Annotated in this window: 27 protein-coding genes and 1 tRNA gene; 17 read left to right on the forward strand and 11 right to left on the reverse strand. The window is 65.7% G+C overall.

The genetic code is table 11. The features are described 5' to 3' along the window. Positions 1 to 29: 29 nt before the first annotated feature. The 3 genes from ACYVG8_RS16955 (at position 30) to ACYVG8_RS16965 (ending at position 2,091) form a co-directional block, all read left to right on the forward strand. Positions 30 to 803, forward strand: coding sequence for a TrmH family RNA methyltransferase (locus ACYVG8_RS16955; protein ID WP_028498435.1), 774 nt, complete (start codon positions 30 to 32; stop codon positions 801 to 803). Positions 804 to 897: 94 nt separating this feature from the next. After that, on the forward strand, positions 898 to 1,458 hold the full coding sequence (locus tag ACYVG8_RS16960; RefSeq protein ID WP_158537417.1) for an EF-hand domain-containing protein: 561 nt from the start codon (positions 898 to 900) through the stop codon (positions 1,456 to 1,458). Between the two features lie 168 nt (positions 1,459 to 1,626). Next, positions 1,627 to 2,091, forward strand: a complete 465-nt coding sequence (locus ACYVG8_RS16965; protein ID WP_199489771.1) for a DUF4442 domain-containing protein — start codon at positions 1,627 to 1,629, stop codon at positions 2,089 to 2,091. Between the two features lie 2 nt (positions 2,092 to 2,093). Here ACYVG8_RS16965 and ACYVG8_RS16970 read toward each other — a convergent pair whose 3' ends face one another. Next, positions 2,094 to 2,687 (reverse strand): arylesterase, encoded by a 594-nt coding sequence (locus ACYVG8_RS16970; protein ID WP_460746387.1) that lies wholly within the window; start codon positions 2,685 to 2,687, stop codon positions 2,094 to 2,096. Here ACYVG8_RS16970 and ACYVG8_RS16975 point away from each other — a divergent pair. The 6 genes from ACYVG8_RS16975 to ACYVG8_RS17000 all read left to right on the forward strand — a co-directional run bounded on the left by ACYVG8_RS16975 (position 2,686) and on the right by ACYVG8_RS17000 (position 7,677). Further along, on the forward strand, positions 2,686 to 3,390 hold the full coding sequence (locus ACYVG8_RS16975; RefSeq protein ID WP_036385283.1) for an ABC transporter ATP-binding protein: 705 nt from the start codon (positions 2,686 to 2,688) through the stop codon (positions 3,388 to 3,390). The two genes, ACYVG8_RS16970 and ACYVG8_RS16975, sit on opposite strands and share 2 nt — an antisense overlap. After that, entirely contained in the window at positions 3,387 to 5,870 is a 2,484-nt protein-coding gene (locus ACYVG8_RS16980; protein WP_460746389.1) for an ABC transporter permease, read from the forward strand. The genes ACYVG8_RS16975 and ACYVG8_RS16980 overlap by 4 nt, the downstream gene beginning before the upstream one ends. Before the next feature lie 257 nt (positions 5,871 to 6,127). Then, positions 6,128 to 6,283 (forward strand): hypothetical protein, encoded by a 156-nt coding sequence (locus tag ACYVG8_RS16985; protein WP_156952477.1) that lies wholly within the window; start codon positions 6,128 to 6,130, stop codon positions 6,281 to 6,283. A gap of 344 nt (positions 6,284 to 6,627) precedes the next feature. Further along, on the forward strand, positions 6,628 to 6,900 hold the full coding sequence (gene infA / locus ACYVG8_RS16990) for a translation initiation factor IF-1 (protein ID WP_028498430.1): 273 nt from the start codon (positions 6,628 to 6,630) through the stop codon (positions 6,898 to 6,900). Between the two features lie 369 nt (positions 6,901 to 7,269). Next, positions 7,270 to 7,473 carry a cold-shock protein gene (locus ACYVG8_RS16995; RefSeq protein WP_028498429.1) on the forward strand — a complete coding sequence of 68 codons (204 nt, stop codon included), beginning with the start codon at positions 7,270 to 7,272 and terminating at the stop codon, positions 7,471 to 7,473. A 108-nt stretch (positions 7,474 to 7,581) separates the two neighbouring features. Next, positions 7,582 to 7,677 (forward strand) — tRNA-Sec (locus ACYVG8_RS17000). Between the two features lie 56 nt (positions 7,678 to 7,733). Here ACYVG8_RS17000 and ACYVG8_RS17005 read toward each other — a convergent pair. The 6 genes from ACYVG8_RS17005 to ACYVG8_RS17030 form a co-directional block, all read right to left on the reverse strand. Next, on the reverse strand, positions 7,734 to 8,123 hold the full coding sequence (locus ACYVG8_RS17005) for a DoxX family protein (protein ID WP_107888630.1): 390 nt from the start codon (positions 8,121 to 8,123) through the stop codon (positions 7,734 to 7,736). 47 nt (positions 8,124 to 8,170) lie between these two features. Continuing rightward, the gene (locus tag ACYVG8_RS17010; RefSeq protein WP_460746391.1) at positions 8,171 to 8,869 is read right to left on the reverse strand and encodes a pirin family protein; all 699 of its coding nucleotides are present in this window, start codon (positions 8,867 to 8,869) and stop codon (positions 8,171 to 8,173) included. A gap of 177 nt (positions 8,870 to 9,046) precedes the next feature. Then, on the reverse strand, positions 9,047 to 9,256 hold the full coding sequence (locus tag ACYVG8_RS17015; protein WP_028498426.1) for a cold-shock protein: 210 nt from the start codon (positions 9,254 to 9,256) through the stop codon (positions 9,047 to 9,049). Between the two features lie 181 nt (positions 9,257 to 9,437). Beyond that, complete coding sequence (locus ACYVG8_RS17020) at positions 9,438 to 9,980, reverse strand: DUF2946 family protein (protein WP_460746392.1); 543 nt, start codon at positions 9,978 to 9,980, stop codon at positions 9,438 to 9,440. A gap of 6 nt (positions 9,981 to 9,986) precedes the next feature. Beyond that, the gene (pgeF, locus tag ACYVG8_RS17025; protein ID WP_107890262.1) at positions 9,987 to 10,727 is read right to left on the reverse strand and encodes a peptidoglycan editing factor PgeF; all 741 of its coding nucleotides are present in this window, start codon (positions 10,725 to 10,727) and stop codon (positions 9,987 to 9,989) included. Positions 10,728 to 10,895: 168 nt separating this feature from the next. Next, positions 10,896 to 11,687 carry an outer membrane protein assembly factor BamD gene (locus ACYVG8_RS17030; protein ID WP_028498423.1) on the reverse strand — a complete coding sequence of 264 codons (792 nt, stop codon included), beginning with the start codon at positions 11,685 to 11,687 and terminating at the stop codon, positions 10,896 to 10,898. Here ACYVG8_RS17030 and rluD point away from each other — a divergent pair. Beyond that, positions 11,686 to 12,741, forward strand: a complete 1,056-nt coding sequence (rluD, locus tag ACYVG8_RS17035) for a 23S rRNA pseudouridine(1911/1915/1917) synthase RluD (protein ID WP_028498422.1) — start codon at positions 11,686 to 11,688, stop codon at positions 12,739 to 12,741. The genes ACYVG8_RS17030 and rluD overlap by 2 nt on opposite strands. Before the next feature lie 50 nt (positions 12,742 to 12,791). On the opposite strand, the gene ACYVG8_RS17040 is transcribed toward rluD, so the two are convergent. Next, entirely contained in the window at positions 12,792 to 13,787 is a 996-nt protein-coding gene (locus ACYVG8_RS17040) for a bile acid:sodium symporter family protein (protein ID WP_028498421.1), read from the reverse strand. A gap of 121 nt (positions 13,788 to 13,908) precedes the next feature. Between ACYVG8_RS17040 and ACYVG8_RS17045 the strand changes: the two genes are divergently transcribed. Together ACYVG8_RS17045 and ACYVG8_RS17050 are read left to right on the forward strand one after the other, a co-directional pair. Continuing rightward, entirely contained in the window at positions 13,909 to 14,826 is a 918-nt protein-coding gene (locus tag ACYVG8_RS17045; protein ID WP_460746394.1) for a LysR family transcriptional regulator, read from the forward strand. Continuing rightward, the gene (locus ACYVG8_RS17050; protein WP_460746395.1) at positions 14,823 to 15,425 is read left to right on the forward strand and encodes an acyl carrier protein phosphodiesterase; all 603 of its coding nucleotides are present in this window, start codon (positions 14,823 to 14,825) and stop codon (positions 15,423 to 15,425) included. The genes ACYVG8_RS17045 and ACYVG8_RS17050 overlap by 4 nt, the downstream gene beginning before the upstream one ends. A 6-nt stretch (positions 15,426 to 15,431) precedes the next feature. Here the strand turns inward: ACYVG8_RS17050 and ACYVG8_RS17055 are convergent, their stop codons facing one another. Continuing rightward, on the reverse strand, positions 15,432 to 16,685 hold the full coding sequence (locus tag ACYVG8_RS17055; RefSeq protein ID WP_460746396.1) for a DUF1615 domain-containing protein: 1,254 nt from the start codon (positions 16,683 to 16,685) through the stop codon (positions 15,432 to 15,434). A 182-nt stretch (positions 16,686 to 16,867) separates the two neighbouring features. Here ACYVG8_RS17055 and ACYVG8_RS17060 point away from each other — a divergent pair, with 182 nt between their 5' ends. From ACYVG8_RS17060 to ACYVG8_RS17080, 5 genes are all read left to right on the forward strand, one after another. Next, complete coding sequence (locus tag ACYVG8_RS17060; RefSeq protein ID WP_036385281.1) at positions 16,868 to 17,542, forward strand: response regulator transcription factor; 675 nt, start codon at positions 16,868 to 16,870, stop codon at positions 17,540 to 17,542. Next, positions 17,539 to 18,852, forward strand: coding sequence for an ATP-binding protein (locus ACYVG8_RS17065; protein WP_460746398.1), 1,314 nt, complete (start codon positions 17,539 to 17,541; stop codon positions 18,850 to 18,852). The genes ACYVG8_RS17060 and ACYVG8_RS17065 overlap by 4 nt, the downstream gene beginning before the upstream one ends. Before the next feature lie 82 nt (positions 18,853 to 18,934). Further along, positions 18,935 to 19,576, forward strand: a complete 642-nt coding sequence (locus ACYVG8_RS17070) for a LysE family translocator (protein ID WP_028498416.1) — start codon at positions 18,935 to 18,937, stop codon at positions 19,574 to 19,576. A 105-nt stretch (positions 19,577 to 19,681) separates the two neighbouring features. Continuing rightward, positions 19,682 to 20,014: a DMT family transporter gene (locus ACYVG8_RS17075; RefSeq protein ID WP_028498415.1), complete on the forward strand. Its 333-nt coding sequence runs from the start codon at positions 19,682 to 19,684 to the stop codon at positions 20,012 to 20,014. Positions 20,015 to 20,188: 174 nt separating this feature from the next. Further along, on the forward strand, positions 20,189 to 22,402 hold the full coding sequence (locus tag ACYVG8_RS17080) for a YgiQ family radical SAM protein (RefSeq protein WP_028498414.1): 2,214 nt from the start codon (positions 20,189 to 20,191) through the stop codon (positions 22,400 to 22,402). A gap of 44 nt (positions 22,403 to 22,446) precedes the next feature. On the opposite strand, the gene ACYVG8_RS17085 is transcribed toward ACYVG8_RS17080, so the two are convergent. Then, positions 22,447 to 23,793 carry a Fic family protein gene (locus ACYVG8_RS17085; protein WP_112692276.1) on the reverse strand — a complete coding sequence of 449 codons (1,347 nt, stop codon included), beginning with the start codon at positions 23,791 to 23,793 and terminating at the stop codon, positions 22,447 to 22,449. Positions 23,794 to 23,889: 96 nt separating this feature from the next. Continuing rightward, positions 23,890 to 26,343, reverse strand: coding sequence for a hypothetical protein (locus tag ACYVG8_RS17090; RefSeq protein ID WP_460746399.1), 2,454 nt, complete (start codon positions 26,341 to 26,343; stop codon positions 23,890 to 23,892). Positions 26,344 to 26,472 lie beyond the last annotated feature (129 nt).

The following is a 26,472-nucleotide window of genomic DNA, read 5'->3' on the forward strand; positions in this document are numbered from 1 at the left end:
GCCGCGCGGCGGTGATACACTTCGCCGCCATGAAACACATCTCCTCGGCGCACAACGATGCGCTCAAGACCCTGGAACGGCTGCTCGGCAAGCCGGCCGAGCGCCGCCGCAGCGGCCTGCTGGCGCTGGAAGGCCTGCATCTGGTTGATGCCTATCTGCGCGCCGGCCACACACTCGATGCCCTATATCTGCGCGAGGATGCGCTGGCGCATCCCGAAGTCGTCGCCCTGCTGGGCCGGATTGGCACGGCCTGCGACTGTGCAACGGTCAGTGCGCCGCTGCTCGGCAAGGTCAGCGAGCTGAGCTCGCCGCCGGAAGTGGTGGCGGTGGCGCGCATCCCGCAGGCGATGGCGGTGGCCGATCCGTCCTGCATCCTGCTCGATGACGTCCAGGACCCCGGCAACCTCGGCACCCTGCTGCGGACCGCGGCGGCCGCCGATGTGCGCAGCGTATACCTGTCACGCGGCTGCGCCGATGTCTGGGCCGGCAAGACGCTGCGTGCCGGCATGGGCGCACAGTTCGCCCTCGCCATTCATGAGCGTGCCGACCTGCCGGCCGTGCTGTCGGCCTTCGACGGACGCCGGCTGGTGACCCATCTGTCCGGCAGCGTGCCGCTGTGGCAGCTGGACCTGCGCGGACCGTGCGCATTCGTGTTCGGCAACGAGGGGGCCGGTGTGTCCGGGGCCGTGCTGGCCGAAGCCGGCGACCGGGTGCGCATCCCGATGCCGGGCGAGGCCGAGTCGCTGAATGTCGCCGCGGCCGCCGCCATCTGCCTGTTCGAGCGCGTGCGCCAGCGCGGCTGATTGTTTTTCTGCACACTCTCTCCTTATTTTCCTCATATTTGCACCATATAGGATGGGTAATCTGGTTCCGTCACCCAAACAAGGAGAGTCAGACATGAAACGCCATCTGCTCGTTACCGCACTGGCCGCCGCCGTTCTTTCCACCGCCGCCTTTGCTGCCGCCCCGGCCGACAACGGCGACATGATGATGCCGCGCCATGGTCGTCACCACGACATGGACAAGAAGGACTTCGAGCGCATGCGCGCCGATTTCCTCGCCCGGGTCGATACCAACAAGGACGGCAAGATCAGCCGCAGCGAAGCCGAAGCCAATGCCCCGCATCTGGCCGTGCTGTTCGACGCCATCGACACCAACAAGGATGGCCAGCTGACGCAGGAAGAGCTGGATACCTTCCACAAGAAGATGCAGGAAGCCCGCGACAGCGAACGCAAGCATTTCCTCGATGCCCGCTTTACCCGCCTCGATACCAACAAGGACGGTTTCATCAGCAAGGCCGAGGCCAGGGGCGACCGCTTCCTGGAACGTCGCTTTGACCAGATCGACACCAACAAGGACGGCAAGATCTCCAAGGCCGAGTTCGCCATTGCTGCCGACGGATTCGGTCGCCAGGGTGGCCTGCGTCACGGCGGTCCCGGTTTCGGCCCCGGCTTCTGATCCGGCGGTCTGCCTGATTGCATCCAGTCCCTTCCGTCCCCGCCGCTGCGGGGGCAGGGAACAGTCTGGCGCCGGCACGGTATCGTGCCGGCGCTTTTTCGTTCCCGCTTGACGCTGGGGGTGGTGCAGGCAATGATGGGAAAATTAAAACGACCGTTCTATTTTCCCATGACCCTGTCGCCGCGCGTACTGAAGACCGTGATCAACCTGTGGCCGCCGTTCCTGGGCGCGGGCATCCGCATCGAACATATCGACCCGTGCTGGGCGTCGGTCGACGTCGCACTGCGGCTGGGACGGCTGAACAGGAACTATGTCGGCGTGCATTTCGGCGGCAGCCTGTACGCGATGACGGATCCGTTCTTCATGCTGATCCTGATCCAGCGGCTGGGGCGGGACTACATCGTCTGGGACCGGGCCGGCCGCATCGACTACCTGAAGCCGGGGCGGGGCACGGTCAGGGCGCGCTTCAGCATCAGCGATGCACAGCTGGACGACATCCGCGCCCGCACCGCCAGTGGTGACAAATACCTGCCCGAACTCGGTGTTGACGTGCTGGACGCCAGCGGCGAGGTGGTCGCCCGGGTGGTCAAGACGCTGTATATCCGCCGCAAGGACAAGGGCGGCGGCGCCTGACGCTACAGCAGCGGGCGCAGCCTGGGTTCGACCAGTTTGACGATCAGCGGCTGTGCCGCCGCGACCGGATGGATGCCGTCATTCTGGAACAGCGCGGCATTGGCGCCGAAACCGGCGACCAGCGACGGCACCAGCGGCACTTTCTGCTGCCGGGCCAGGCCGGTGTATACGGCGGCAAAGTCGCGGGTGTAGCGCTGGCCGTAGTTCGGCGGCAGCTCGATGCCGGCCAGCAGCGGTCGGGCATGCTGCTGGCGGACCAGTGCCACCATGCTGGCCAGATTGGAACGCAAGGCGTCGAGCGACAGCCCGCGCAGTCCGTCGTTGCCGCCGAGTGCCAGAACCACCACATCCGGTTTATGCTGGGCCAGGGCGGCCGGCAGCCGCGTCAGCCCGCCGGCGCTGGTTTCCCCGGACTGGCTGGCATTGATGACGCGATGTCTCGGCCCCAGGTCCCGCGCCAGCAGGCTGACCCAGCCTTCACCCGGACGCAGTCCGTAGCCGGCAGACAGAGAATCACCGAATACCATGACCGTGGCGGCTTGCGCCTGCACGGCCAGCCAGCACCCCAACAACAACAGCAGAAAGCGAATGCGCATGTCGACTCCTTCCGAACCCCGGACCATTGTGCGAGCCAGCGGGCTGTCCCGGCAAGTCGAGTTGGGTGCGGAAACCCTGACCCTGCTGTCAGGGCTTGACCTCGACGTCGAGGCCGGCGACACGCTGGCGATCGTCGGTCGTTCCGGTTCCGGAAAGTCGACCCTGCTGGCCCTGCTGGCCGGACTGGATTTGCCGACGGCGGGCGATGTCTGGCTGGCCGGGGAATCACTGACCGGACTCAGCGAAGACGGGCGGGCGCGGCTGCGCCAGCGCGCGGTCGGCTTCGTGTTCCAGAATTTCCAGCTGCTGCCGGCGCTGACCGCACTGGAAAACGTCATGCTGCCGCTGGAACTGGCTGGCCGGCGCGATGCGCGCGAACAGGCGGCCGCCCTGCTGGAGCGGGTCGGGCTGGCCGATCGCCAGCGGCATCGCCCGCGCGAACTGTCTGGCGGCGAGCAGCAGCGGGTCGCACTGGCGCGCGCCTTTGTCGCCGAACCGGCCGTGCTGTTCGCCGACGAGCCGACCGGCAATCTCGATGCCGATACCGGCGCCATGATCACCGACCTGCTGTTCGAACTGAACCGTGAGCGTGGCACCACCCTGATCCTGGTCACCCATGACGATACGCTGGCTGCGCGCTGCCGCCGCGTGGTCCGGCTCGACCACGGACGCCTGCACGAAGAAACCCGGGAGGCGGCATGATCGGCCTTGCCTGGCGCATGGCCTGGCGCGAACTGCGTGCCGGCGATCTGGTGGTGCTGCTGGCAGCCGTGGCGATCGCCGTGGCTGCCCTGGCCAGCGTGACCCTGCTGGGTGACCGCACCGGCCGGGCACTGGAAAGCCGGGCTCGCGAACTGCTGGCCGCCGATCTGGTGATCAATGCCGACCATGTGCCGCGCGCCGGACTGGCAGCGGCAGCAGGGCGTTATCGGCTGGAAACCGGGCTGACGGCCACGCTGCCGTCGATGGCTTTCGCCGGCGGCATGCCGCAACTGGTGACGCTGAAGGGCGTCAGTGCAAACTGGCCGCTGCGCGGCGAAGTCACCCTCGGCGACGGCGCAAGCCGGCACAGCGGTCGCCTGGCGCCGGCCAGCGGCACGGCCTGGGCCGACCCGCGGCTGCTGAACCGGCTCGGGCTCAAGGTTGGTGACACGCTGTCGCTCGGTGACCGGGCCTTCCGCCTCGCTGCCGTGCTGGAACGGGAGCCCGACGGGACGCTCGACCTGTACAACTTCGTGCCGCGCGTCATCATCAATCAGGCCGACCTGCCGTCGACCGGGCTGCTGCAGGAAGGCAGCCGGGTGCGCTGGCGGCTGCTGCTGGCCGGCAAGCCGGCGGATGTCGCCGCGTTTGCCGCGTCGGTACGGCCCGGACTGGCGCGAGGAGAGCGGATCGAGGATATTCGCGAAGCGCGGCCGGAAATCCGTTCCGCGCTGGAACGCGCCAGCCGCTTTCTCGGTCTGACCGCACTGGCGGCTGTCTGTCTGGCCGCCGCTGCCGTGGCGCTGGCCGCCCGGCACTGGCTGATGCGGCAGACGCGGGCTGCCGCCGTGCTGTCGACGCTGGGGGCGACCTATCGCCTCCGGCTGCTGGTCTTTGGCGGGCAACTGGCGCTGGTGGCATTCGGGGCCTCGCTGCTTGGTCTGCTGGCCGGTGGCTTGACCCAGTCCCTGCTGGCGGCACAACTGACGGCCTGGTCCGGCGCCGCCCTGCCGCCGGCCGGCATCGGGACCTGGCTGCTGGCACCGGCGATCGGCGTCGTGCTGGTGGCCGGCTTTGCCTTGCCGCCACTGCTGGCGCTGATCCGGACGCCGGCGATGGCCGCGCTGCGAGCCGGGCTGTCGACCTCGACATCCGGCCGGCTGGCGGGGGGCATGGCACTGGCCGCGCTGGCCTGGCTGGCATGGGTGGCCATTGGCGATGCTGGCCTGGCCGCCTGGGGGCTGGGCGGCTTCGTGGTGTTCATGGCCGTGGTCTGGCTGGTGGTGCGCAGCCTGCTGGCCCTGCTGGTACGCCTGCCGGCGCGCGGCGTCGGCTTCCGTTACGGACTGGGCCTGCTTGGGCGGCGGCCGTGGCTGGCCAGCCTGCAGGCCGGGGCGCTGGCGGTCGGCACCATGGCCCTGCTGACCGTGGCCGTGGTGCGCGGCGACCTGCTCGATGCCTGGCAGCGCCAGTTGCCGGTCGACGCGCCCAACCGCTTTGCCATCAATATCCAGCCGGAACAGCGTGCGCCATTTGCCGCGTCGCTGCGGACGCTGGGCCTGGGTACGCCCGAGATTGCACCAATGGCGCGCGCGCGGCTGCTGGCCATCGACGGCCGGCCGATCCGTGCCGACCAGTATCCGGACGAGCGGGCGCGCAATCTGGCCGAGCGCGAATTCAACCTGTCATGGCGTCCCGGCGTCCCGGCGTCGAACCGGATCACGGCGGGTGAATACTGGACTGCCGCCACAGCGGGCAAGCCGGCCTTTTCGGTCGAGACCGGGCTGGCGAATACACTGGGTATCCGCCTTGGCAGCCGGCTGGCCTTCGACGTGGCCGGCCGCCGGGTCGAGGCGCCGGTCACCAGCCTGCGCGAGGTGCACTGGGACTCGTTCCAGGTCAACTTCTTCGTTCTCGCCAGCCCTGGCCTGCTGGACGATACGCCGGCCAGCTATGTGTCCAGCTTCTATCTGCCTGCCGCTGCGGTGAAGCCGTTCGAGCGGGCCTCGACTGCCTTCTCCAATGTCACCGTGGTCGATGTCAGCGCGATTCTGGCGGAAGTCAGGGCGCTGATCGACCGGCTGGCTCAGGTGATCGAATTCCTGTTCCTGTTCACCCTGGCGGCAGGCGGCATCACCCTGCTGGCGGCGACGGTGGCGACGCAGGCGGAACGCACCCGCGATGCCGTCCTGCTGCGGACGCTGGGGGCGACGCGACGCCAGCTGGTCGCCGTACTGATGGCCGAATTCGTCTGGCTGGGTGTGCTGGCCGGCACACTGGCCGCCGCCGGCGCCAGTACGCTGGCCATGGTGCTGGGCCGTCAGGCGCTGGATGTCGATATCGGCGTGAATCCGTGGCTGTTCGTCCATGGCGTGGCCATGGCGGGCGGGGCGGCGCTGCTGGCCGGCGCCTGGGCGGTGTCCCGGGTACTGAACCGGCCGCCGGCACGAAAACTGCGGGAGATCGCTGCCGACAGCTGATTATCAAACCGGAAAACACTGCCTGACCGGCAAAAAACCACACTTTTATCTGATATTTCCCGGCGCGTTTTCGGACTCTTCCTGCATACAGGGCCGCAGGGCGCGACTAGCCTCTCTGGGATCGCGGGACTGACCGCCCCTACCGGCGCGGCACCCGGCCATGTCAGGGAGACGGTGTGCTTGAATACCGGATAGGAACGATCGTACAGCTCCCCTCGGGGAAGACGGCGACGATAGTCGAGTTGCGATGTCAGTCGATGGTGCTGCGAACTTTCGACTTCGAACTGGTCGAGCTGACGCGGGAGTTCGTCAAGAAAATGCCCGTGCTGATGCACGTCGTGCCACCGCTGAGCGGGCGCGCGGCGCGCATCCGCCAGCGCTACGAGGACGCGCTGGGCACGCAGCGGCGCTAGCGGGAAGGGGGCGCCGCCGCAGCGCGCGAATCCGGCCTTGTGTCAAGTGGCCGCTCGCAATGTATAATACCGGGTACATCAACTTTTGATGTGGCACGAATGGTTGCATTTCCCGCCGCTGCCTGTCCTCTTCCTGTAGGGATAAGTCACTGGCCCGTTTCTGCGAACCATCACGATCGCAACGCGGCGTTTCACCTGACTTTCCCCCCCGCTGCAACTGACGCATTCAGCAGTCGAACGCGAACCCGCCCCGGGTTGTCGATGTCATGACGGCCGGTCGGCTTTGCGCGACTTTACTATCTGCTTCCCGCTGATCAAGCAGCCGGGAGCGAACAAGGAACATTATGGCTAAAGAAGAACTGATTGAAATGGAAGGCATCGTTGAAGAAGTTCTGCCGGATACCCGCTTCCGGGTCAAGCTGAACAACGGACACGAGATTTCCGCCTACGCGTCCGGCAAGATGAAGAAGCACCGCATTCGCGTGCTGGCCGGTGACCGCGTGACCGTCGAGATGTCGCCCTACGACCTGAGCAAAGGCCGGGTCCGCTTCCGTCACAAGGAAGAACGTCCCCATGTCCCTGCATCCAACAACTCGTCCTACAACGGCCGCCGCTGATCCGCTAACGCCGCCAGACCAGACGTACAGACAGCCCGTCGACACGACGGGCTTTCCTTTTCTGATAATTCCTGGCGTATTGCGATAGCCTGCGGCGCCCCGCTGGGGTAGACTTGCGGCGCAGTTCGGCGGGGGATCACGCCTCGCCCGTCTTTCCGCTCTTCGCGGGGCAGAAAGATGAAAAAAAGTGTTGACCCGGGTTTCTGACCCGCGTATAACTTTCCGCGCAAGAGTTTCAAGGTTGTGGAGTTTGGTTCAATTGCAGTTTCCGCCCGTCGGTACTTCAGGTTCATATTCCCTTCTTGATTTCTGTGTTTTCGCTGTACACATAATGTGTAGGGCATAATTTTTATCTTTAAGGAAGATAATATGGAAACCGGTACCGTTAAATGGTTCAACGACGCTAAGGGCTTTGGCTTCATCACTCCGGACGCGGGCGGTGACGATCTGTTCGCTCACTTCTCCGAAATCGCCGGCAACGGCTTCAAGACCCTGGCCGAAGGCCAGAAGGTCAGCTACGTGTCCGGCCGTGGCCAAAAGGGCCCGCAAGCCACCAAGATCCAGCCGCTGTAATACGCTGTAATACAGCCTGAATCCAACCCCCTGTCACGCATGGCGTGACAGGGGGTTTTTCTTTGTGGGTGCAGGCTATGCCGGTATAATCACGGCCTTGCAGGCAAGGGTAGGAAGGCGTCCCCGGTGGGGCGACCGGTCTTCAAAACCGAGTTGGGGCCGCCAGCGGTCCCGGGTGGGTTCGACTCCCATTTCCTACCGCCAGAACATGAAGAAAGCCGGACCTGGAAAGGTCCGGCTTTCTCTTTTCTGTCGCAGGCCTACGCGGCTTGCCTGCGGTTGAAGTCCCAGTTTGCCATGTGGATCAGGCCACCGGCCATGGCCAGGTTCTTCAGGAACATCAGCTGCTGAATCTCCGCCGCTTCCGGCGCCGCTGCCCAGAAGGCATGGAAGACTGGCGTGATGGCCAGAGTGAACAGGGCCAGCAGTGCCGCGCTGTAACGGACCTGGAAGCCCAGCGCCAGCGCGATGCCGCCACCGAGCTCGACCACGGTGGCCAGCACCAGCAGCACGGCGGGGAACGGCAGGCCCATCGAGGCCATCCAGGCCGTCGTACCGGCGAAGCCGGTAATCTTGCCGAAGCCGGAGATGATGAAGATAACGGCCATCAGAATGCGGGCGATGGCGAACAGCGGTGCGTTGCGGGTCATGACTGGATTCCTGGTAAAAGCGCGATGAGCAGGGCGAAACGCCTGATTCAGCGCAGATCAAACAGCAGCACTTCGCTGTCCTGGACCGATTCGAGATCGAGCCGGGCTTCGTCCTCGATAAACAGCCCGTCTCCTTCGTCGAGCGGCAGCCCGTTGACAGTCAGCGAGCCCCGGGCCAGTTGCAGATAACCGCGTCGCCGGGCCGGCAGTGCATGGGTCAGGCGTGCGCCGGTACTGAAACGACCGGCATGCAGGCGCGCATCCTGGTGTATCGCGACGGCGGCGCCTTCGCCGGCCGGCGCTGCGATCAGCGCCAGCCTGCCGGCCAGTGCCGCCGGGTCGAGCCGGGTCTGTTCGTAGCTCGGCGGATAGCCGTCACGGTCCGGCTGGATCCATATCTGGTAGAAATGCACGCAGTGGCTTTCCGATGCATTGAACTCGCTGTGCATCACACCGGTGCCGGCGCTCATGCGCTGGACGTCGCCATGCATCATCACCGAACCGTTGCCGAGGCTGTCGCGGTGCTCGAGCTGGCCGTCCAGCACATAGCTGATGATTTCCATGTCGCGGTGGCCGTGCCGGCCGAAGCCCTGGCCCGGCGATACCACGTCATCATTGATGACCAGCAGGTCCGAATAGCCGTCGAAACGGGGATTGCGGTATTGGCCGAAGGAGAAGGTGTGGCGGCTGGACAGCCAGCCGAACTCGGCGACGCCCCGGTCTTCCGCACGTCTGATTGTCAGCATGATGCCCTCCTGGCGTCTGTTTCCTGAGTGAATGGACGCATGTTACGCACAGCAAAATCGGGAAGATAGCGAAAGAATCGGTTCGGATTGTTCAATTTTATTGAACATTATTTCCAGGACGGGCAGGCGAAAAAAAACCGCGGACGATGCCGCGGTTCTCTCTGGGCCGGAAGGGGCTTACAGCTTCTGGATATTGGCTGCGGCGATGCCCTTGGGGCCGGTCTTGGTTTCATACTCGACCCGGTCGCCTTCGGCGAGCGTCCGGAAACCCTTGCTCTGGATTTCCGAGAAGTGGGCGAACAGATCGTCGCCGCCTTCGTCCGGAGTAATGAAGCCGAAGCCCTTGGTTTCGTTAAACCATTTCACCGTACCGGTTTGCTTGCTCATGAACTACGTTCCCTAAACGTCAGACAGAAACCCGCCCGTACCGTGGTTCCACGGCGGGCGTGGCAGGCCGAGGAAGGCCTGATTCGCGGATAGTAGCGTTGTGCCGGAGCGGGAGCAAGAGGGGCCGGGCAGTGACAGGATCCTACCCGTATGTGATGTGGCGGAGGTGGTCGGAGCCGGCTCAGTCCGGCTGCGGATCGCGGACGAATCCACCCCGTTCCGGCACCGTGGCGGCATCGACGGCGTGAAGCGGCAGCTGCAGACCCGCAAGTCGTACATGCCAGCCGTCGATCTTTCCTGCCAGCAGCATGGCTTCGTCGCCGGGGTGGTCATCGGCGGCCAGAAAATCGGCGCGGGCAAGATCACGACCGTCGAGCAGGGCGACCCGGCCCGGTCCGGCATACAGGAACAGGTCGCCCTCCGCGGTCAGCCATGCTTCGTGCGGCAGCAGGGCGGTATCGGGGCGGGTCTGCAGTCCGGGGGCGAGGCGGGCCACGAACGGCGCTGCCCCGAGGCGGGCAAATACCCGTTGCGGACCATTCTGGAAAAACCAGGCGCCCTGTGCGTCCGGCTGGTAGTTGCGGGCGATAAAGGCCAGCGTGGCCGGGTGATCGAGTCGCGCATCGCGTATCCACCAGTGGCCGCGCGCATCGAGCGTCAACCAGCCGTAGACGTCAGGGACGTTCGGCCATCTGGCCAGGGCGCGATGCACGATGTCGTCCATCGCTGTTCAGCCCTCAAGCCAGATCAGCGATACCATGCGGCCGGTCACGCGGTCGCGGCGGTAGGAAAAGAAGCGGTCACGATCGGTCACCGTGCAGTGCTCGCCGCCATGGACGGCGGTGATGCCGAGCCGGGCCAGACGCCGGCGGGCCAGCAGGTAGATGTCGGCCAGGTATTTTCCGTCCGGTATGGCGTGAAAGGCCTGTGCGGCATCCGCATCCCGGGACACAAAGGCGGCGCGGACCTCGGCGCCGACCTCGAAGGCATCGGGGCCGATGGCCGGCCCGAGCCAGGCCTGCAGCTCGCCGGCCGGACGCTGCATTGCCTCGACCGTGGCCTCGATCACGCCATCGCACAGGCCGCGCCAGCCGGCATGGGCTGCGCCGACCACGCTGCCGGCGCGATCACTGAGCAGGACCGGCAGGCAGTCGGCGGTCATGATGGCGCACACCGCACCTGGGCCCCGGGCGATGCTGGCGTCAGCGGCCGGCGGTTCGCTGGTGGAGACCGTGGCGGCATCGACCACGGTCGTGCCATGTACCTGGTTCAGCCAGGCCGGTTCGACCGGCACATGCAGGCGCAGCGAGGCGCGGTTGGCGGCCACCGCAACCGGGTCGTCGCCGACATGGGTGCCGACATTGAAGCCGGTATACGGGCCGGTGCTGACTCCGCCGGTCCGTGTGGTGATCAGGGTCCGGACGTGCGGCGGAGCGGGCCAGTCGGCGAGAAGGGAAGAGAGGGTCTGCATGGCGATGGCCGGGGTGACCGGCAAGGTGATGAACGGGAATGGACGACCGGAGCGGGGCTTGTGGCCGCGCACGGGCGTGCTCGAACCTTACCATGCGGGTCGGCGGGACGCGACGAAACGACGGCCGGGGGGAAGTCCGGCCGTCGTTTCGTCATCGGGAACCTGCTGTTACCAGAACTGGTACCAGGGCACCTGACGCGGGGTCCAGTTCTTTTCCAGATACTGGCTGTTCGGGTAGTTCTTCGCCAGCACGCGCTTGCTGTCGTCGCTCAGCTGGGGCTGCCCGAGCTTGTCGTAGGCGGTGACCATGATGGCCAGCGCTTCTTCGACGAACGGCGTGTCGGAGAATTCCTTCACCATGTTCTGGGCGCGGTTTGCTGCCGCGATGTAGGCACCGCGGCGCATGTAGTAGCGCGACACGAACAGGTCATGCTCGGCCAGACCGTAAACCAGATTGGTCATCTTTTCCCGCGCATCGGGCGCATACTTGCTGTCCGGGAAGCGGGTAACCAGCTCGTTGAATGCCAGGTAGGATTCACGGGCGGCCTTCGGGTCACGCTCGGCACGGTCCTGTCCGGTGTACTTGGCCAGGATGCCGCCGTCCTCGTTGTAGTTGATCAGGCCCTTAAGGTAATAGATGTAGTCGACGTTCGCATGCGCCGGGTGCAGCTTGATGAAACGGTCGCAGGCAGCCAGCGCCAGCGCAGGCTCCTGGTCCTTGAAATGCGCGTAGGCCAGGTCCATCTGGGCCTGTTGCGCATACCGTCCGTACGGGAAGCGCGCCTCCAGCGTTTCGTAGAGCTTGATCGACCGCGTATAATTTCCGCTGTTCAGCTCGTCATGCGCTTCATAATAGAGCTTTTCCACCGGCCAGCCGCGCGTCTCGTCGTTCGGCTCGGACGAACTGGCGCAGCCGGCCAGGCCCGCCACAATCAGCATCACAACCGCAATATTTTTCATGACCGATCTCGTTGCAAAGTTCGACGATTATAACGATATCGTCGAATCTCGTGTCCTCAGCATACCGGCCGAATTGGCCGGGGACCGTCTTGATGCCGCTCTTGCCGCACTGATCACCGATCAGTCGCGCAGCCGGCTGTCGCAATGGATCAAGGATGGCCATGTGCGAGTGGACGGTCTTACCGTTACGGTACCCAAAACGCGGGTCATCATTGGCCAGCAAATCGAAGTGGATGAACAGCTGTCACAGGAAGAACTGGCATTTGCGCCGGAAGACCTCGACATCCCCATCGTGTATCAGGACGACCACATCCTCGTGGTCGACAAACCCGCCGGCATGGTGACCCATCCCGGCAGCGGCAACTGGAGCGGCACCCTGCTCAACGGGCTGCTTTTCCACGTGCCGGCGCTGCGTTTCGTACCGCGTGCAGGCATTGTCCACCGGCTCGACAAGGATACCAGCGGTCTGCTGGTGGTCGCCAAGACCGTGGCCGCGCAGCTGGACCTGATTCGTCAGCTGCAGGCCCGCACGGTCAAGCGCCACTACCGCGCCATCGCCTGCGGTGACGTGGCGGGCGACATTACCGTCAACCAGCCGATCGGTCGCGATCCGCGCAACCGGATCAAGATGGCGGTGCTGTCGCACGGCGGCAAGCCGGCCATCACCCATGTCCGGCCGCTGGAACGCTTCGAGCATCACACGCTGGTCGAGTGCCGGCTGGAAACCGGCCGCACGCACCAGATTCGCGTGCACATGGCCCATATCGGCTGCCCGCTGGCTGCCGATCCGGTGTACGGCAACCCCCGTCTGCCGGCCACGCCGGAAGTGCGCGGCGCGCTGGCTGATTTTGGCCGCCAGGCGCTGCACGCGGCCAGGTTGGCGCTGATCCATCCGGACAGCAAGAAGCTGATGGGCTGGCGTTCGCGCATTCCTGACGACATGCAGGAGCTGATCGCCGTGCTGCGTGACGGCACGCTGGTGGATGATGACGACGACTGGGACGAGGAAGACGACGAGCTCAATGGCTGGGAAGTCGTCTACACCAAGGACTGACAGTCGCTGCATGTCAGCGTAAAACGGGCACCTCACGGTGCCCGTTTTCTTTATGCCTGTTGCGTGAAACCTGATTCCGGCCGGCGATCGCGGCGCGCATAGCGCTGTGCGATCACTGCGCAGACCATCAACTGGATCTGGTGGAAGATCATCAGCGGCAGCACGATGCCGCCGACCGCATGGGCGGCGAACAGCACCTTGGCGATCGGCACGCCGCTGGCGAGACTTTTCTTCGAGCCACAGAACACGATGGCAATCTCGTCCTCCTTGTCGAAGCCCAGCTTGCGGCTGCCGACCACGGTAATGGTCATGATCAGCGCCAGCAGCAGCCCGCTGGCGACGACCAGCCCGGCCAGCGCCGGCAGCGGCGTGGTGTGCCACAGCCCCTGGATCACCGCTTCGCTGAAGGCGGTATATACCACCAGCAGGATCGAGCCCTGGTCGACGAACTTCAGCACCGGCTTGTGGCGGTCGACCCAGGCGCCGATCCAGCGCCGGGCGATCTGGCCGGCGATGAACGGCACCAGCAGTTGCAGCACGATCTTGCCGATCGCGTCATACGAGAACGAGCCGCCACCCTGGCTGGCGAAAATCAGCCCGCCGATCAGCGGGGTCAGGAAAATCCCGATCAGGTTCGATGCCGAGGCGCTGCAGATGGCCGCCGGGACATTGCCGCGCGCGACCGAGGTAAAGGCGATCGACGACTGCACGGTGGACGGCAGCGTGCACAGGAACAGCACACCGAGGTAAAGCTCCGGGGTCAGCATCGGCTTCAGCAGCGGGCCGAGCGCCAGGCCCAGCAGCGGGAAAACGGCAAAGGTGCACAGCAGGACCACCAGATGCAGCCGCCAGTGGGTGATGCCGGCGACCACCGCTTCGCGCGGCAGCTTGGCGCCATGCAGGAAGAACAGCAGCCCGATGGCGAGATTGGTGATCAGATCGAAAGTCTCGGCGACCCGGCCTTCGCACGGCAGCAGGCTGGCGAGAATGACGGTGGCGACCAGCGCGAGGGTGAAATTGTCCGGCAGGAAGCGGGGACGTCTCATGGCAGGTTCCGGCGGAGGTGGAGGACAGGAATACGGCGGGATGGCCGTCATGCGCTGCATTTCACCGCGAAACCGAATAGGATACAAATTCATTTATCAGATGCATTGATGAATTTCACGCATGAACATTACCTTGCGCCAGCTGCGCGTATTTCTGGCCGTCGTCCGCCATCGTGGCTTTGGCCGTGCCGGTGCCGAAATCGGTCTGACCCAGTCGGCAGTCAGCCGCTGCCTGCGTGAGCTGGAGGCCGAACTGGCGGTCCGCCTGGTGGATCGCACCACGCGCGATGTCGAAACCACGCCGGAAGGCCGGGTGCTGGCCGGTGAGCTGGAACGGCTGCTGGGGGAACTCGACACCCTGCTGCTGACGGCGCGCAGCCGCAGCGCACAGCGCAGCGGCCGGGTGCAGGTCGCCTGCGCACCGACGATTTCCGCCAGCCTGATGCCGACGGTCATTGCCGAATCGAACCGGCAATACCCGCAGGTCCGGCTGGTGCTGCATGATCTGGCACAGCGGCAGGTGCTGGAGGCGGTGCGCGATGGCGAGGTGGACTTTGCCGTAATCGTCGATCCGATCCGGCATGACGAACTGGAGCTGGAGACGGTACTGACCGATCCGTTCTGCCTGATCTGCCCGAGCGGTCACCGGCTGGCCGGCCAGCACGCGGTACGCTGGGAGGCGCTGGCCGGCGAACGGCTGGTGCTGCTCGATTGTCACTCCGGCAGCCGGCCACTGATCGACCGGGTGCTGGCCGAACGGAAAATTGTCTGCGAGATCGCGCAGGAGGTCGGGCACGCGACCACGGTGTTCCGGCTGGTCGAGGCGGGCATCGGCATTTCGGTGATGCCGGCGCTGGCCCTGCCGCTGCCGGACAATGCCGGGCTGCTGGCCTTGCCGCTGTTGCCGCAGGTTACGCGGCAGATCATGCTGGCCAGACGTCACAACCGCTCGCTGTCACTGGCGGCCGAGGTCATCTGGAATCTGGTCCGCGCCACGGCGCGGGCCTTGCCGGCAACGAACGCAGGGGGAAGGGCATGAACTATCTGGCGCACCTGGTACTGGCCGGCGACGACCCGGCCGACCGGCTGGGCGGGCTGGCCGGTGATTTCGTCAAGGGCGTGCTGCCGGGCTCGCTGCCGGCTGACCTGGCTGCCGGGGTACGCCTGCACCGTGCGATCGACCTCTACGCGGATGCGCACCCGGCATTCCGGCAGAGCCGCGAGCGGGTCAGCACCCTGCGTCGCCGCTATGCCGGGGTGATGGTCGACATGTTCTATGACCATTTCCTTGCCGTGCACTGGGCGCGTTATCGCGATGAACCGCTGCGCGTCTACACCCGAAGCGTTTACGGGCTGGTCGCCGAGCGCGCCGGCGAGTTGCCGGCCTCGTTCGGCGATGTCGCGCCGTACATGGCCGCCCAGGACTGGCTGGCCAGCTATCGCGATCCGCGCGCGATTGCCACCGCGCTGGACCGGATGTCGCAGCACCGGCTGCGGCGGGCCAATCCGCTGGCCGGCGGCGGCCTCGAACTGCTGGACGACTACGCCGGCTTCGAGACCGATTTCCTGGCGTTCTTTCCCGACGCACAGGCTTTTACCGCCAGCCTGCGCGCAGACAGGGACCGGACCGGTGCCTGAGTGTGGCTATCGCCGTGCAAGGCAACTGCGATAGCGCCCTTCGACCCGGTCGGCAAACCAGGCGGTGGTGATCTTGCGCTGGATCTTCGGGCCGGTCAGCTGGATCTGCGGCAGCGTTTCGCGCGGCTGGTGGCCGTACTGGCGGTCGGCCAGTGCGAACAGGCGCTGGTAGGTCGGGGTGGTGGCGAACGGGCCGACCTTCTCCAGCTTCAGATCGCGCTGGATCTCGCCCGCTGACAGGCCGAGCCGGCCAGCCAGCGACAGGACGGCTGCCCGGGTGTCGCTGGCACCGGCCGAGCCGCCGTCGTAACTGAGGATATCGCCGTCGGCCGACAGCCTGCGACCGCTGAGCCGGGCGACTGCCTGCTGGAAGGCGGCATTGCGGCTGGCGTAGCGGCCGGCGTTGAAGTCGGCGAAGCGATAGCGCATCTGCGAGTACGGCGCCGGGTAGTCGAGCAGGATCGAGGTGCCGAAATAGATGCCGCCACGACGGGTAAACACTTCGTCGCGGATCGTGCCCTTCTTCGGGTACGGATACGGACGGTATTTCGCCTGCTGCTCGGCAAAGGCGACGCTGACCTGCATCGGCCCTCCGGTGCGGATCGGGTTCTTGCCGGCCAGCAGCGTCTTGCCGTACGGCAGTTCGTCGATCATGTCGCCGAACAGGTCGTTCATTTCGCGTTCGGTGCGCAGCGAGTCGATGCGGTCCTTGTAGCTGCGCCCGTTCGGCGAATGTTTCAGCAGCGCGGCGTCCAGCACCAGCTTCGGAATCAGGTATTTCTGCCGCCGGGTCTCGATTTCCTTCCACACCATCTGGTTCAGGCCCGGAATCGCCCGGTCAGCCTGCCACAGCGATTCCTGCTCGATGATTGCCATCACGGCGCAGAAGTTGTCGGCGCGATAGGACAGGTGCAGGGCGCTGAAGGCATTGACGATATCGTTGGTCCAGCCGGCGCGATCGCGCACATTGCCGGGCAGCAGACGCTGCACGGCGGCACGGGCCGCCGCTTCGTTCGGATAGGCCGGGAAGGCCGGCATGCCGGTCGGGTGCGGCGTGCCGGCTGGTGCGGTGACCGGCGGTGTCGGTGTGGCCGGTTCCGGGACCGGCTCGGGGGCCGGTTCCGGGAACAGCACTTCCGGGGTGACGGGCTCGGCCGGCCTGGCGGTCGGGGCCGGGGCGACGGGAGCCGGAGTCTGGGTGGCGCAGCCGGCGAGGGCAGCGGCAACCAGCAGGGACAGAAGGGGGATAGGCCGGATCATGGACGGGGGAGGAAAAATAGGCAGCCGCCATTGTATGCCCGTGGCGATTCCGGCTGCATGGAGGAATGCGCCGGTGCCGTTTCGCCCCGGCGCGCGCTGGCCGATAATGGCGCCAGCTTCAGGCTGGATTAAACCGCTCCGGATTTACTGCCACCGTATTGCCTTGCCAGGATGCCATGCCGATGGATACCGACCGACTGCCCCGCTGCCTGATCGTCGAGGATGACCGCATCCTTGGCGAAACCCTGTCCGACGCCATGGCTGACGCCGGTTTCGAGGCGGAGTGGATTGCCGACGGGCTGGCCGCGCGCGATCGTCTCGCTGCCGGGCCGGAGCCGGCACTGGTGATTCTCGACCTTGGCCTGCCAGGGCTGGACGGCACCGCGCTGCTGGCCTGGCTGCGCGCACACGGCAGCGAACTGCCGGTACTGGTGCTGACCGCGCGCGACAGCGTGGAGAACCGCATCGAAGGGCTGAACCTCGGCGCGGACGACTACCTGGTCAAACCGTTCGACCTGGCCGAGCTGCTGGCCCGGGTCCGGGCGCTGCAGCGGCGGATTGCGCCGGTGACGGTGGAGCGCGATCGCTGGGGCGATATCGAAGTGGCCTGCGACGCCAGCCAGGCGTGGCTGGGCGGCGAGCCACTGGAACTGACCGGGGTCGAGCTGCGCATGCTGCATGCTTTTGTCACCCATCGCGGGGCGACCCTGTCGCAGTCCCATCTGGAGCAGCATATCTACGACGACATGCCCGAGCACAGCAGCAATCCGTTTGCCGTTCACCTGTCCCGGCTGCGGCGCAAACTCGGTGAGGGGCGCATCGTCAACGAGCGTGGCCTCGGCTGGCGGCTGGCATGATCCGCTGGCTGACGGGGTGGCGCCATTCACTGCTGCTGCGGGTCTGTCTGCGGCTGGCGGTCGGCATTGTCGTTGCCGGCGCCGTGGTGATGGTGACGGTGACAGTCCAGGTCCGGCACGAGGTCCGCGATCTGCTGAAGGGCGAACTGCGGCGTGCCACGCAGTTGTACGACATCCAGCATGCCGATGCGATCGAGCTGCATCTGGACCGGGATTCGCACAGGCGCGAGCACAAGAAGATCAAGCGGCCCGACAGCGGGTATGCGGTTTACGGCGCCGATGGCGGCCTGCTCGATTCGCAGGGGCCGTCCCTGCCGCTGCCGCCGCTGCTCGGCAGCCATACCATCCGCCTCGATGACCATGACTGGATGCTGTACGGTGAGCGGGTCGGCACCCGGCTGGTCGTGGTCGGCGTGCCGCATGCGGTGGAGACCGAGCTGGCGCTGGAAGTGGCCGACGATATCCTGGTCCCGCTGCTGCTGGCATTCGGGCTGCTGATTCCGTGGACGCTGTGGGGGGTGTGGCGCGGCCTGCAGCCGTTGAACGCCTTTGCCCGCGAGGTACAGTCGCGGCCGGCCGACGACCTGTCGCCGTTTGCGACCGCGGTGCCTCGCGAGGCGCTGCCGTTGCGCGAGGCGCTGAACCGGCACCAGCATGCGCTGGCGGCCCGGATCGAGCGTGAACGGCGCTTTGTCGCCGATGCCGCGCACGAATTGCGTACGCCGCTGGCCGGTATCCAGGCCAGCCTCGATCTGGCGGCCAGCACCTCGCGCGACGAGGCGCGGGTGCGGGCGCTGGCCAATGCCCGTTCGGCCACGGCCAATGCCGGCCGGCTGGTCGCCCAGTTGCTGGAACTGGCCCGGCTCGACCACGATACCCATCCGTCACTGGAAATCATCGATCTGGCCGCCTGTGTGGACGAATACGAGCGCCATGGTGGCGAACGGGTCGAGCGGCGGGTCGGCACGCCATTGCCGGTCTGGGGACGCTGTGACTGGCTGGCGCTGGCGGTGCGCAATCTGGTCGACAATGCACGACGCTACGGCCGGCCCGATGGCAAGGTGTGGATCGATATTGACGGCACACGGCTGACGGTCAGCGACGACGGGCCGGGGGTCGACCCGGCAGTGATGGCGCGGCTCGGCGAGCGGTTCTTCCGGCCACCGGGACAGAGCATGCCGGGCGCGGGCATCGGCCTGTCCATCGTGTCGCGCATTGTCGAGCTGTGCGGCGGGCGGGTGTCGTTTGCCCGTTCGGCCGACGGCGGGCTGGCGGTCACGCTGCATTTGCGCGAAGCAGGCGGAAAATAGGCGCCTGGATTCGATCCGGGGCGGCGCGGAAAACCGAATCGCAATAGACTGTGGCCATTCCACCCTGTCCAGGACATTGAACGTGCACCTTTCCAACTGGCTGATCTTCTGCAGCGTCGCGCTGCTGGTGACCTTTACTCCCGGCCCGGCCGTGCTGATGGCCATTTCGAATTCGGTGTCGGTCGGCCCGCGCCGGGCGATGATCAGTTCGCTGGGCAATGCCGCCGGCCTGTTTCTGGTGTCTGCCGTGGCGATGGCGGGCATGGGGGTGGTGCTGGCGACTTCGGCCGTGGCCTTTACCGCCCTGAAGCTTGGCGGCGCCGCCTATCTGGTCTACCTGGGCATTCGCCAGTGGCGCAGCAAGGTGAGCCTGTTTTCGGAAATGGCCAGCACGCAGGCACCGGCCAGCGCCGGCGCGGACTGGCGGCTGTTCGGCCATGGCATGACCGTTGCGCTGACCAATCCGAAGGGCATTCTGTTCTTCTCCGCGCTGTTCCCGCAGTTCCTGACCCGGGAAGCGCCGGTCCTGACCCAGTTTTTTGTCCTGACCGGCACTTTTGCCTGCTGCGCGGTGCTGGCCCATGCGGTCTATGTGCTGCTTGGCCGGGCGCTGAAGCAGCAGTTCGCCAGTGCATCGCGCGTCCGCCTGTTCAACCGGATCTCGGGCGGGCTGTTTGTGGCGCTGGGGTTCAGCCTGCTGAGCCTGCGCAACAAGGCAGTCTGACCGACGGCAGCAAGGCCCGCCGTGCGCAGATTTCGCGGTGACTGACAAGACTGGCGAATTGCCGGATGTGGCTGCAGAATCTGCCGCTTGCTGTCGGGAGTCGTCGTGAAGAACTGGGTGTTTCTGCTGCTTGCCATCGTCTGTGAAACCATTGCCACATCGGCATTGAAATCCAGCGACGGCTTTTCAAGGCTGTGGCCGTCGCTGCTGGTCGTCGTCGGCTACAGCGCGGCTTTTTATCTGCTTTCGCTGACCTTGCGCACCATACCGGTCGGCATTGCCTATGCGATCTGGTCCGGCGTCGGCATTGTCATCGTGGCGCTGGCCGGGTGGCTGGTCTTCGGCCAGAAGCTCGACATGCCGGCCCTGCTCGGCATGGGGCTGATCCTGTCCGGGGTGGTCATCATGAACGTCTTCTCGAATGCGGGCGGGCATTAGCCCCGTCGCCTGACAGTGGCATCAGTCCGGCCATGGCCATGCCGGCTGCATGGTGTGTCGAGCCGCGCCTTACCCCCGCTGGCACGAGGGTTTATCCCGAATGAAATCAATCACTTCGTGCCGGTGGCGGGCAAATCTGGCACAATGCGCGCCTTGCCGTAGAACCTGCCGTCCATGACCCCGCATTCCGTTCCCCCGTTGCCGATCTTCTCCTACCCGAAATACTGGGCGGAGAGCCCGGAGCCCGCGCCGTTTCTGCCGATGAGTCGTCGGGAAATGGATGCGCTTGGCTGGGACAGCTGCGACATCATTGTCGTGGTCGGCGATGGGTATATCGATCATCCGAGTTTCGGCATGGCGCTGGTTGGCCGGCTGCTCGAGGCACAGGGATTCCGGGTCGGCATCATTGCCCAGCCGGACTGGCATTCGGCCGAGCCGTTCCGCCAGCTTGGTCAGCCGAACCTGTTCTTTGCCGTGTCGGCCGGCAATATGGATTCGATGATCAACCGCTATACCGCCGACCGCAAACCGCGCTCCGACGATGCGTATACCGCCAATGCCGAGGCCAACCGCCGGCCCGACCGTGCGGTGGCCGTTTATGCGCAGCGCTGTCGCGAAGCCTATCCGGGCGTGCAGGTGATGATCGGCGGCATCGAGGCCTCGCTGCGTCGCATTGCCCAGTACGACTACTGGAGCGACAAGGTACGCCAGTCGGCGCTGATCTACTCGAAGGCCGACATTCTGCTGTATGGCAATGCCGAACGCGCACTGGTCGAGGTTGCCCACCGCGCGGGGCGTGGCGAGCGGCTGGCCGACATGCGCGATGTGCGTGGCGCCGCTTTCCTGGTGCCGCAGGGCTGGTTGCCCGGCGATGACTGGAGCGTGGTCGATTCGAGCACGGTCGACACCCCGGGGCGGGTCGAGCCGCACCAGAACCCGTATGCGGAAGAGGGCGACAGGCAGGCGACGGCCAGCGATCCGTCCGCGCCGCAGCCGGTGCGGCTGGTGTCCGCCGCCGAGCGGGTCGCCGCGCGCAAGGCGACGCGAACGCGGACGGCGGTGCGCATTCCGGCTTACGAGGCGGTCGCCTACGATCCGGTGCTGTATGCGCATGCAAGCCGCACGCTGCATCTGGAGTCGAACCCGGGCAACGCCCGCGTGCTGATCCAGCAGCATGGCAATCGCGATGTCTGGATCTCGCCGCCGCCGATCCCGCTGACCACCGAGGAAATGGACTATGTGTTCGGGCTGCACTATGCGCGCAACCCGCACCCGAGCTATGGCGATGCGCGCTTCCCTGCCTGGGACATGATCCGTTTTTCGGTCAATATCATGCGCGGCTGTTTTGGTGGCTGTACCTTCTGTTCGATCACCGAACACGAGGGACGCATCATCCAGAGTCGCAGCGAGGAAAGCATCCTCAAGGAAATCGAGGATATCCGCGACAAGACCCACGGTTTCACCGGCCATATCACCGACCTCGGCGGGCCGACCGCAAACATGTACCGGCTGGCGTGCAAGGACCCGAAGATCGAGTCGTCCTGTCGCCGGCTGTCCTGTGTCTATCCGGGCATCTGCGAAAACCTCGGTACCGACCACGGGCCGCTGATCCAGCTGTACCGCAAGGTGCGCACGCTGCCCGGCGTCAAGCGTGTGACCATCGGCTCCGGCCTGCGCTACGACCTGGCGGTGCGCTCGCCGGAATACATCAAGGAACTGGTGACCCACCATGTCAGCGGGCTGCTGAAGATCGCCCCGGAGCATACCGAGGAAGGTCCGCTGTCGAAGATGATGAAGCCGGGCATCGGCACCTATGAGCGCTTCAAGGAGCTGTTCGAGCGCTTCTCGAAGCAGGCGGGCAAGAAACAGTATCTGGTGCCGTATTTCATTGCCGCGCATCCGGGCACGTCGGATCGCGACATGCTGAACCTGGCGCTGTGGCTGAAGCACAACGGCTTCCGCCCCGATCAGGTGCAGTCGTTCACGCCGACGCCAATGTCGCTGGCCACCACCATGTGGCATACCGGGCGCAATCCGCTGAAAAAGATCGGACGCAGCTCGGAAAAGGTCGATGTGATCAAGGACGGTTACCGGCGCAAGCTGCACAAAGCCTTTCTGCGCTATCACGATCCGGACAACTGGCCCTTGCTGCGCGAGGCATTGCTGAACATGGGCCGGGGTGACCTGATCGGCAATGGGCCCTGGCATCTGGTGCCGTCGCAGCAGCCGGGCGGCGGGCGCAGCGGGCCGGCATGGCAGGAGCGGGCTTATCACCATGCGCCGCCGGTGGCGGCAAAACCGCGCAGTGGTGGCGGGGGCCGGCCGGCCGGCAAGTCGGGCGGCGGCAGGCAGGCGGCTGCAGCGGGAAAGCCGCGCGGTCGCAGGTAGCCGCGCCGGCGGGGTGTCAGGTCATGCGACCCGGCATCCCGTGCTTACGTCTGGCGCAGCAGATTGCGGGCATCGACATGGGCGATGTAGCGGATGGTCTTGCCTTCCCTGGCCGGTACCAGCGCCTGCAGTGACACCAGCTTCTGCAGGTCGGCGCGCGCAGTGTTTTCGGTAACGCCGAAATCGTGCTTCACCTCCTTGACGGTGAAGGCCCGGCCCGGATGGCGCAATGCCTTGCGCAGCAGCAGGCCCTGTCGTGCATTCAGCGTGTCGGCGATGCCCTGGGTGTCCAGCCAGCACAGCAACTCGGCATGCTCTTGCTGCTTGCGCTGCAGGTGGGCGAGGAACTGACGAATGGCCCGGTGGATGATGCGCAGCTGGAAGTCGATGAAGTAGGTCAGGTCGAACGCGTCGGTTTCGCAGAACAGGTATGACTCGCCATACTGGACCGGCGCTTCCTTCAGCAGCGCGCTGATGGAGATGTACTCGAACGGCCAGTAGCCCTGCCTGAGCATGAACCAGTAGAACAGCGCGCGAGCGGTGCGGCCATTGCCATCGGTAAACGGGTGTTCATAACCCAGCATGAAATGCAGGATGATGGCCTTGACCGCCGGATGAATGAACGGGCGTCCGTCCAGGCCATCGTGAGCCGTATTGGCGAACGCACACAGCTGCTGCAGCCTGGAAACAAGCTGACTGGCTGGAGGCGGCCGGTGCAGCACGTCGCCATGCAGCCCCTGCACGACAACCTCGTCATGGTCACGCAGCCTGCCGGGCTGGACGTGCGCATTGCCGGTGTCGCGGGTGGCGATGTCGTGCAGACGGCAGATCCGCTCCACTGACAGCGGCTCATTCCGGGCGCGTTTGGCCGCTTTCATCAGCAGGAAATTGTTGAACACCATCTGCTCGCCCTCATCGCGGGGCAGACGTTCGTTTTCCAGCATGGCCTTGGCGATCTTGCGCGTGGTCGCCGCGCCTTCCAGCTGGGCGCTGGTGATGGCTTCCTCCATGGTCAGTGCATCGACCAGATAGCGATTGCGCTCGGGACCGGCAGCTGCAGCATCGTCGTCGGTTTCCAGTAACGGCGCGCACAGGCGGTCGATGGCATGCAGGTGGATCTGCAGGCTGGCAGGGATGGCGTAGACCAGCGCGTTGCCCTGTTCGCTGTGCAGGCCATCCAGGCGGTGTTGCGAGCAGGCGCGCGCCAGCCGGGTGGCAGCCCATGCCACTTCCTTGTCGATGCCGCCGGCGACGCGCCACCTGAATTCATGCCAGTGCAGGTAGCGCCCCCTGGCGTCGACTGCCGTATGGCGGGCGAGCTGCGCCAGCACCGCGTCGCCTTTGCTTGCCATGATGGCCATGAAGTCGGGAGGAATTTCAACCTTTGCCATTTTTCAACGCAAAATCAAGAGAATTGCGTCGAGATATAACGACCGCCGGTGGCCGCGTCAATTTCACGGCGGCATCAAGTGATGCCGCCGCAACAGTCAGCGCCGGAAACCGCCATGGAAGCCGCCGCCAGCGCGCGGGAAAAAACCGCTAGCGGGTCGGCTGGCACCCTGACCGGGTCGGGCACCGCCTTCCGGGGGCTGGAAATACTGTCGTGCCGGCGCCTGCTGCAGCCGCTGGTTGCCGGCCTGCCTGGCCTGGTGCTCGCTGTTCAGGCGCGATGTCTCCCTGTTGCCGGCCGGCACTGGCTGCCAGCCGTCAGGCGTGTGCTGTTCCCAGCTGCCGTCCGGGCTGCGGCGGTAAACATTGTTGTCATGGCCGGCATAGACCTCGCCGTTGTTCCAGGCCACGCCGGAGTCGGTGCGGCGGTTGCCGACAAAACCCTTGCTGTTCACGGTGCGGTCACCGCTGGCGGTATTGCCGGTCACCGTGGTCTGCTCGGCGCCGAAACGGCCGGTGCGGCGGTTGACGCCGGCGGCCTGGCTGCCTCCCGCATAGTTGCCGGTTGCGGCGTTGCCGGCAATGCCCTGCCGGCCGGCCCCGGTGCGCCCGGTTGCCGGACTGCTGAACGATCCCTGCCGACCGGCGGCATAGTTGCCGGTATAGGCGTTGCCGATGGCACCCCGGCTGGCCTGGAAGTGACCACCGGTATACGGGTTGAAGCCGGCGGCAGCGGTGCCGTGCCACTGGTTGCCGTTCCAGCCGTTCCAGCCGTCGACATGAGTGACGGTGCCCTGGCCCCAGCGACCATAGATATTGGTCTGGTTGACATTCACGTATTGCCAGCTTGGATAGCCGCCGCCCCACCAGCCCCAGTACGGCCCCCAGTACGGTGACGGAGCGCCCCACCAGGCACCGGCGGCAAAGCCGAAGGCGAACCCGACCGTGGTGCCGACCGCAAAACCGGCGCCATAACCATACGTGTCCGGATAGCCGTACCAGACCTCGCCGGTATATGGCGCATAGCTGTAGCCGCTGCCGTAGACGACGGTACCGCCGGGGGCGACCATCACGCCGAAATAACCCGGGGTATAGCCGACGACCACGTATTGCGGCGTGTGCGAGTACACATGGACATAGGTTACGTAGTGCAGCGGCGACGAGACCGGGATGGTGTAGATCGCCCCCGGTACGCTGTCCGCTACCCGCCAGGCACCGGTCGGCGTGGCCGCCGTGAACCAGATGCCGCTGGACAGCGCATAGTAGTGGCGGCTGTCGACCTCGATGACCGGCAGTGCGCTGTTCGGCGCGTAATGCAGGCTCGTGCCGGCGACCGGGATGAAGTGCGGCGCGCCGTCGTAGCTGACAGTCAGGCTGGCCTTGTTGCGATAGACCGTGGCGGTCTGCGGAATGGAGGCGGCAATGACGGCTTCGCGCGCTTGCGGGGTGCCGGGCACCGACACCAGCACATTGGCTTTTGGGCTACCGGCCGGGATGCGGGCGAAGTCGGCCGGCAGCGCTGAACCGGCGACCGCATGCCAGGGACCGGCCAGGTCACGGCCGGCAAACCAGCGCCCGGAAATCAGGAGATAGTAGTCATTGCTGGCCGGGTCGAGAAACAGCGCATGGTCGGCATTGCCGACAGTCAGCAGGTTGACACCATCGACCGGCTGCATGGCCGGCTGGCCGTCGGTGACGACCAGCTCGGTCGGTTCGGTGGCGATCAGTACCGCCGGTGCCGTTGCCGGTTTTTTGCCGCTGGTCGGCAGCATCGGGTCCGGCTTGACGGCCTTCGCGGCCGCCTGGGCGGCGGCCAGCAGGTTCGTCGCCGGCTTGCCGGTCACGACCCAGCTGCCGTTCAGCGCCGGCGCCTCGTACCAGCTGCCGGCGGCGTTCAGGTGATAACGTTCGCTGGCGTCGCGCAGCAGCAGTGCCCGGGTATTGATCACGCGTTGCCAGCCACTGGCGCCGGAGACCGGACGCAGTACCGGCGTGCCATCGATGCGGACCAGCAAAGTGGGCGTGCTGGCAAACATGATATGTGGAGGATCATTGCGTACGGCGACACTGCCGGCCTTGCTGATCTGCTGTGAAACCAGATAACTGGTCTGCAGCTCGTCAAGCGGGACCGACATGCCGCCTGTGGGCAGACGCTGCTGCAGCATGGTGCGGTAGCCGGCCGCCCGGTCCTGGGCGGTCGGGATCTGCACGTCGTCGATAACGATGCCGGTCAGCGTGACGATGCCGCCGGGTTTGTCGATGGCAGCGTTGGCACGAAAGTGGGCGATGCCGTACAACGGCGCGCCCTTTTTGCTGCTGATGGCCAGCGCCGCGCGGCCGGACAGCTGATTGCCATCCCATTTTTCGATCTGCGGCTGGAACAGCTCGACGTGACTGTCGCCGGCGCTGAGGGTGCGCGGCCAGGTCGGGGCCAGGGTCGGTGCGGCAGCGGCCTGCGCCGGTGCCACCAGCACGTGCGGCGGCAGGGTGCTGCCGAACGCCAGGGCCAGACCGATGAGCAGTGCCGGGCGGGTGATGAGGCGGGTACGCATGGAAATCTCCAGGGACGGGAAAGCCGGGCCGTCCCTCTGCGTTGTAGACAGGGCCCGGTGGATGAGCCAGTGGCTTTGCTGTTATACATTCATATAGAAATGTATAACAGCAAAGCCAGCAGACTGTGT

This window comes from Microvirgula curvata, assembly GCF_054781615.1.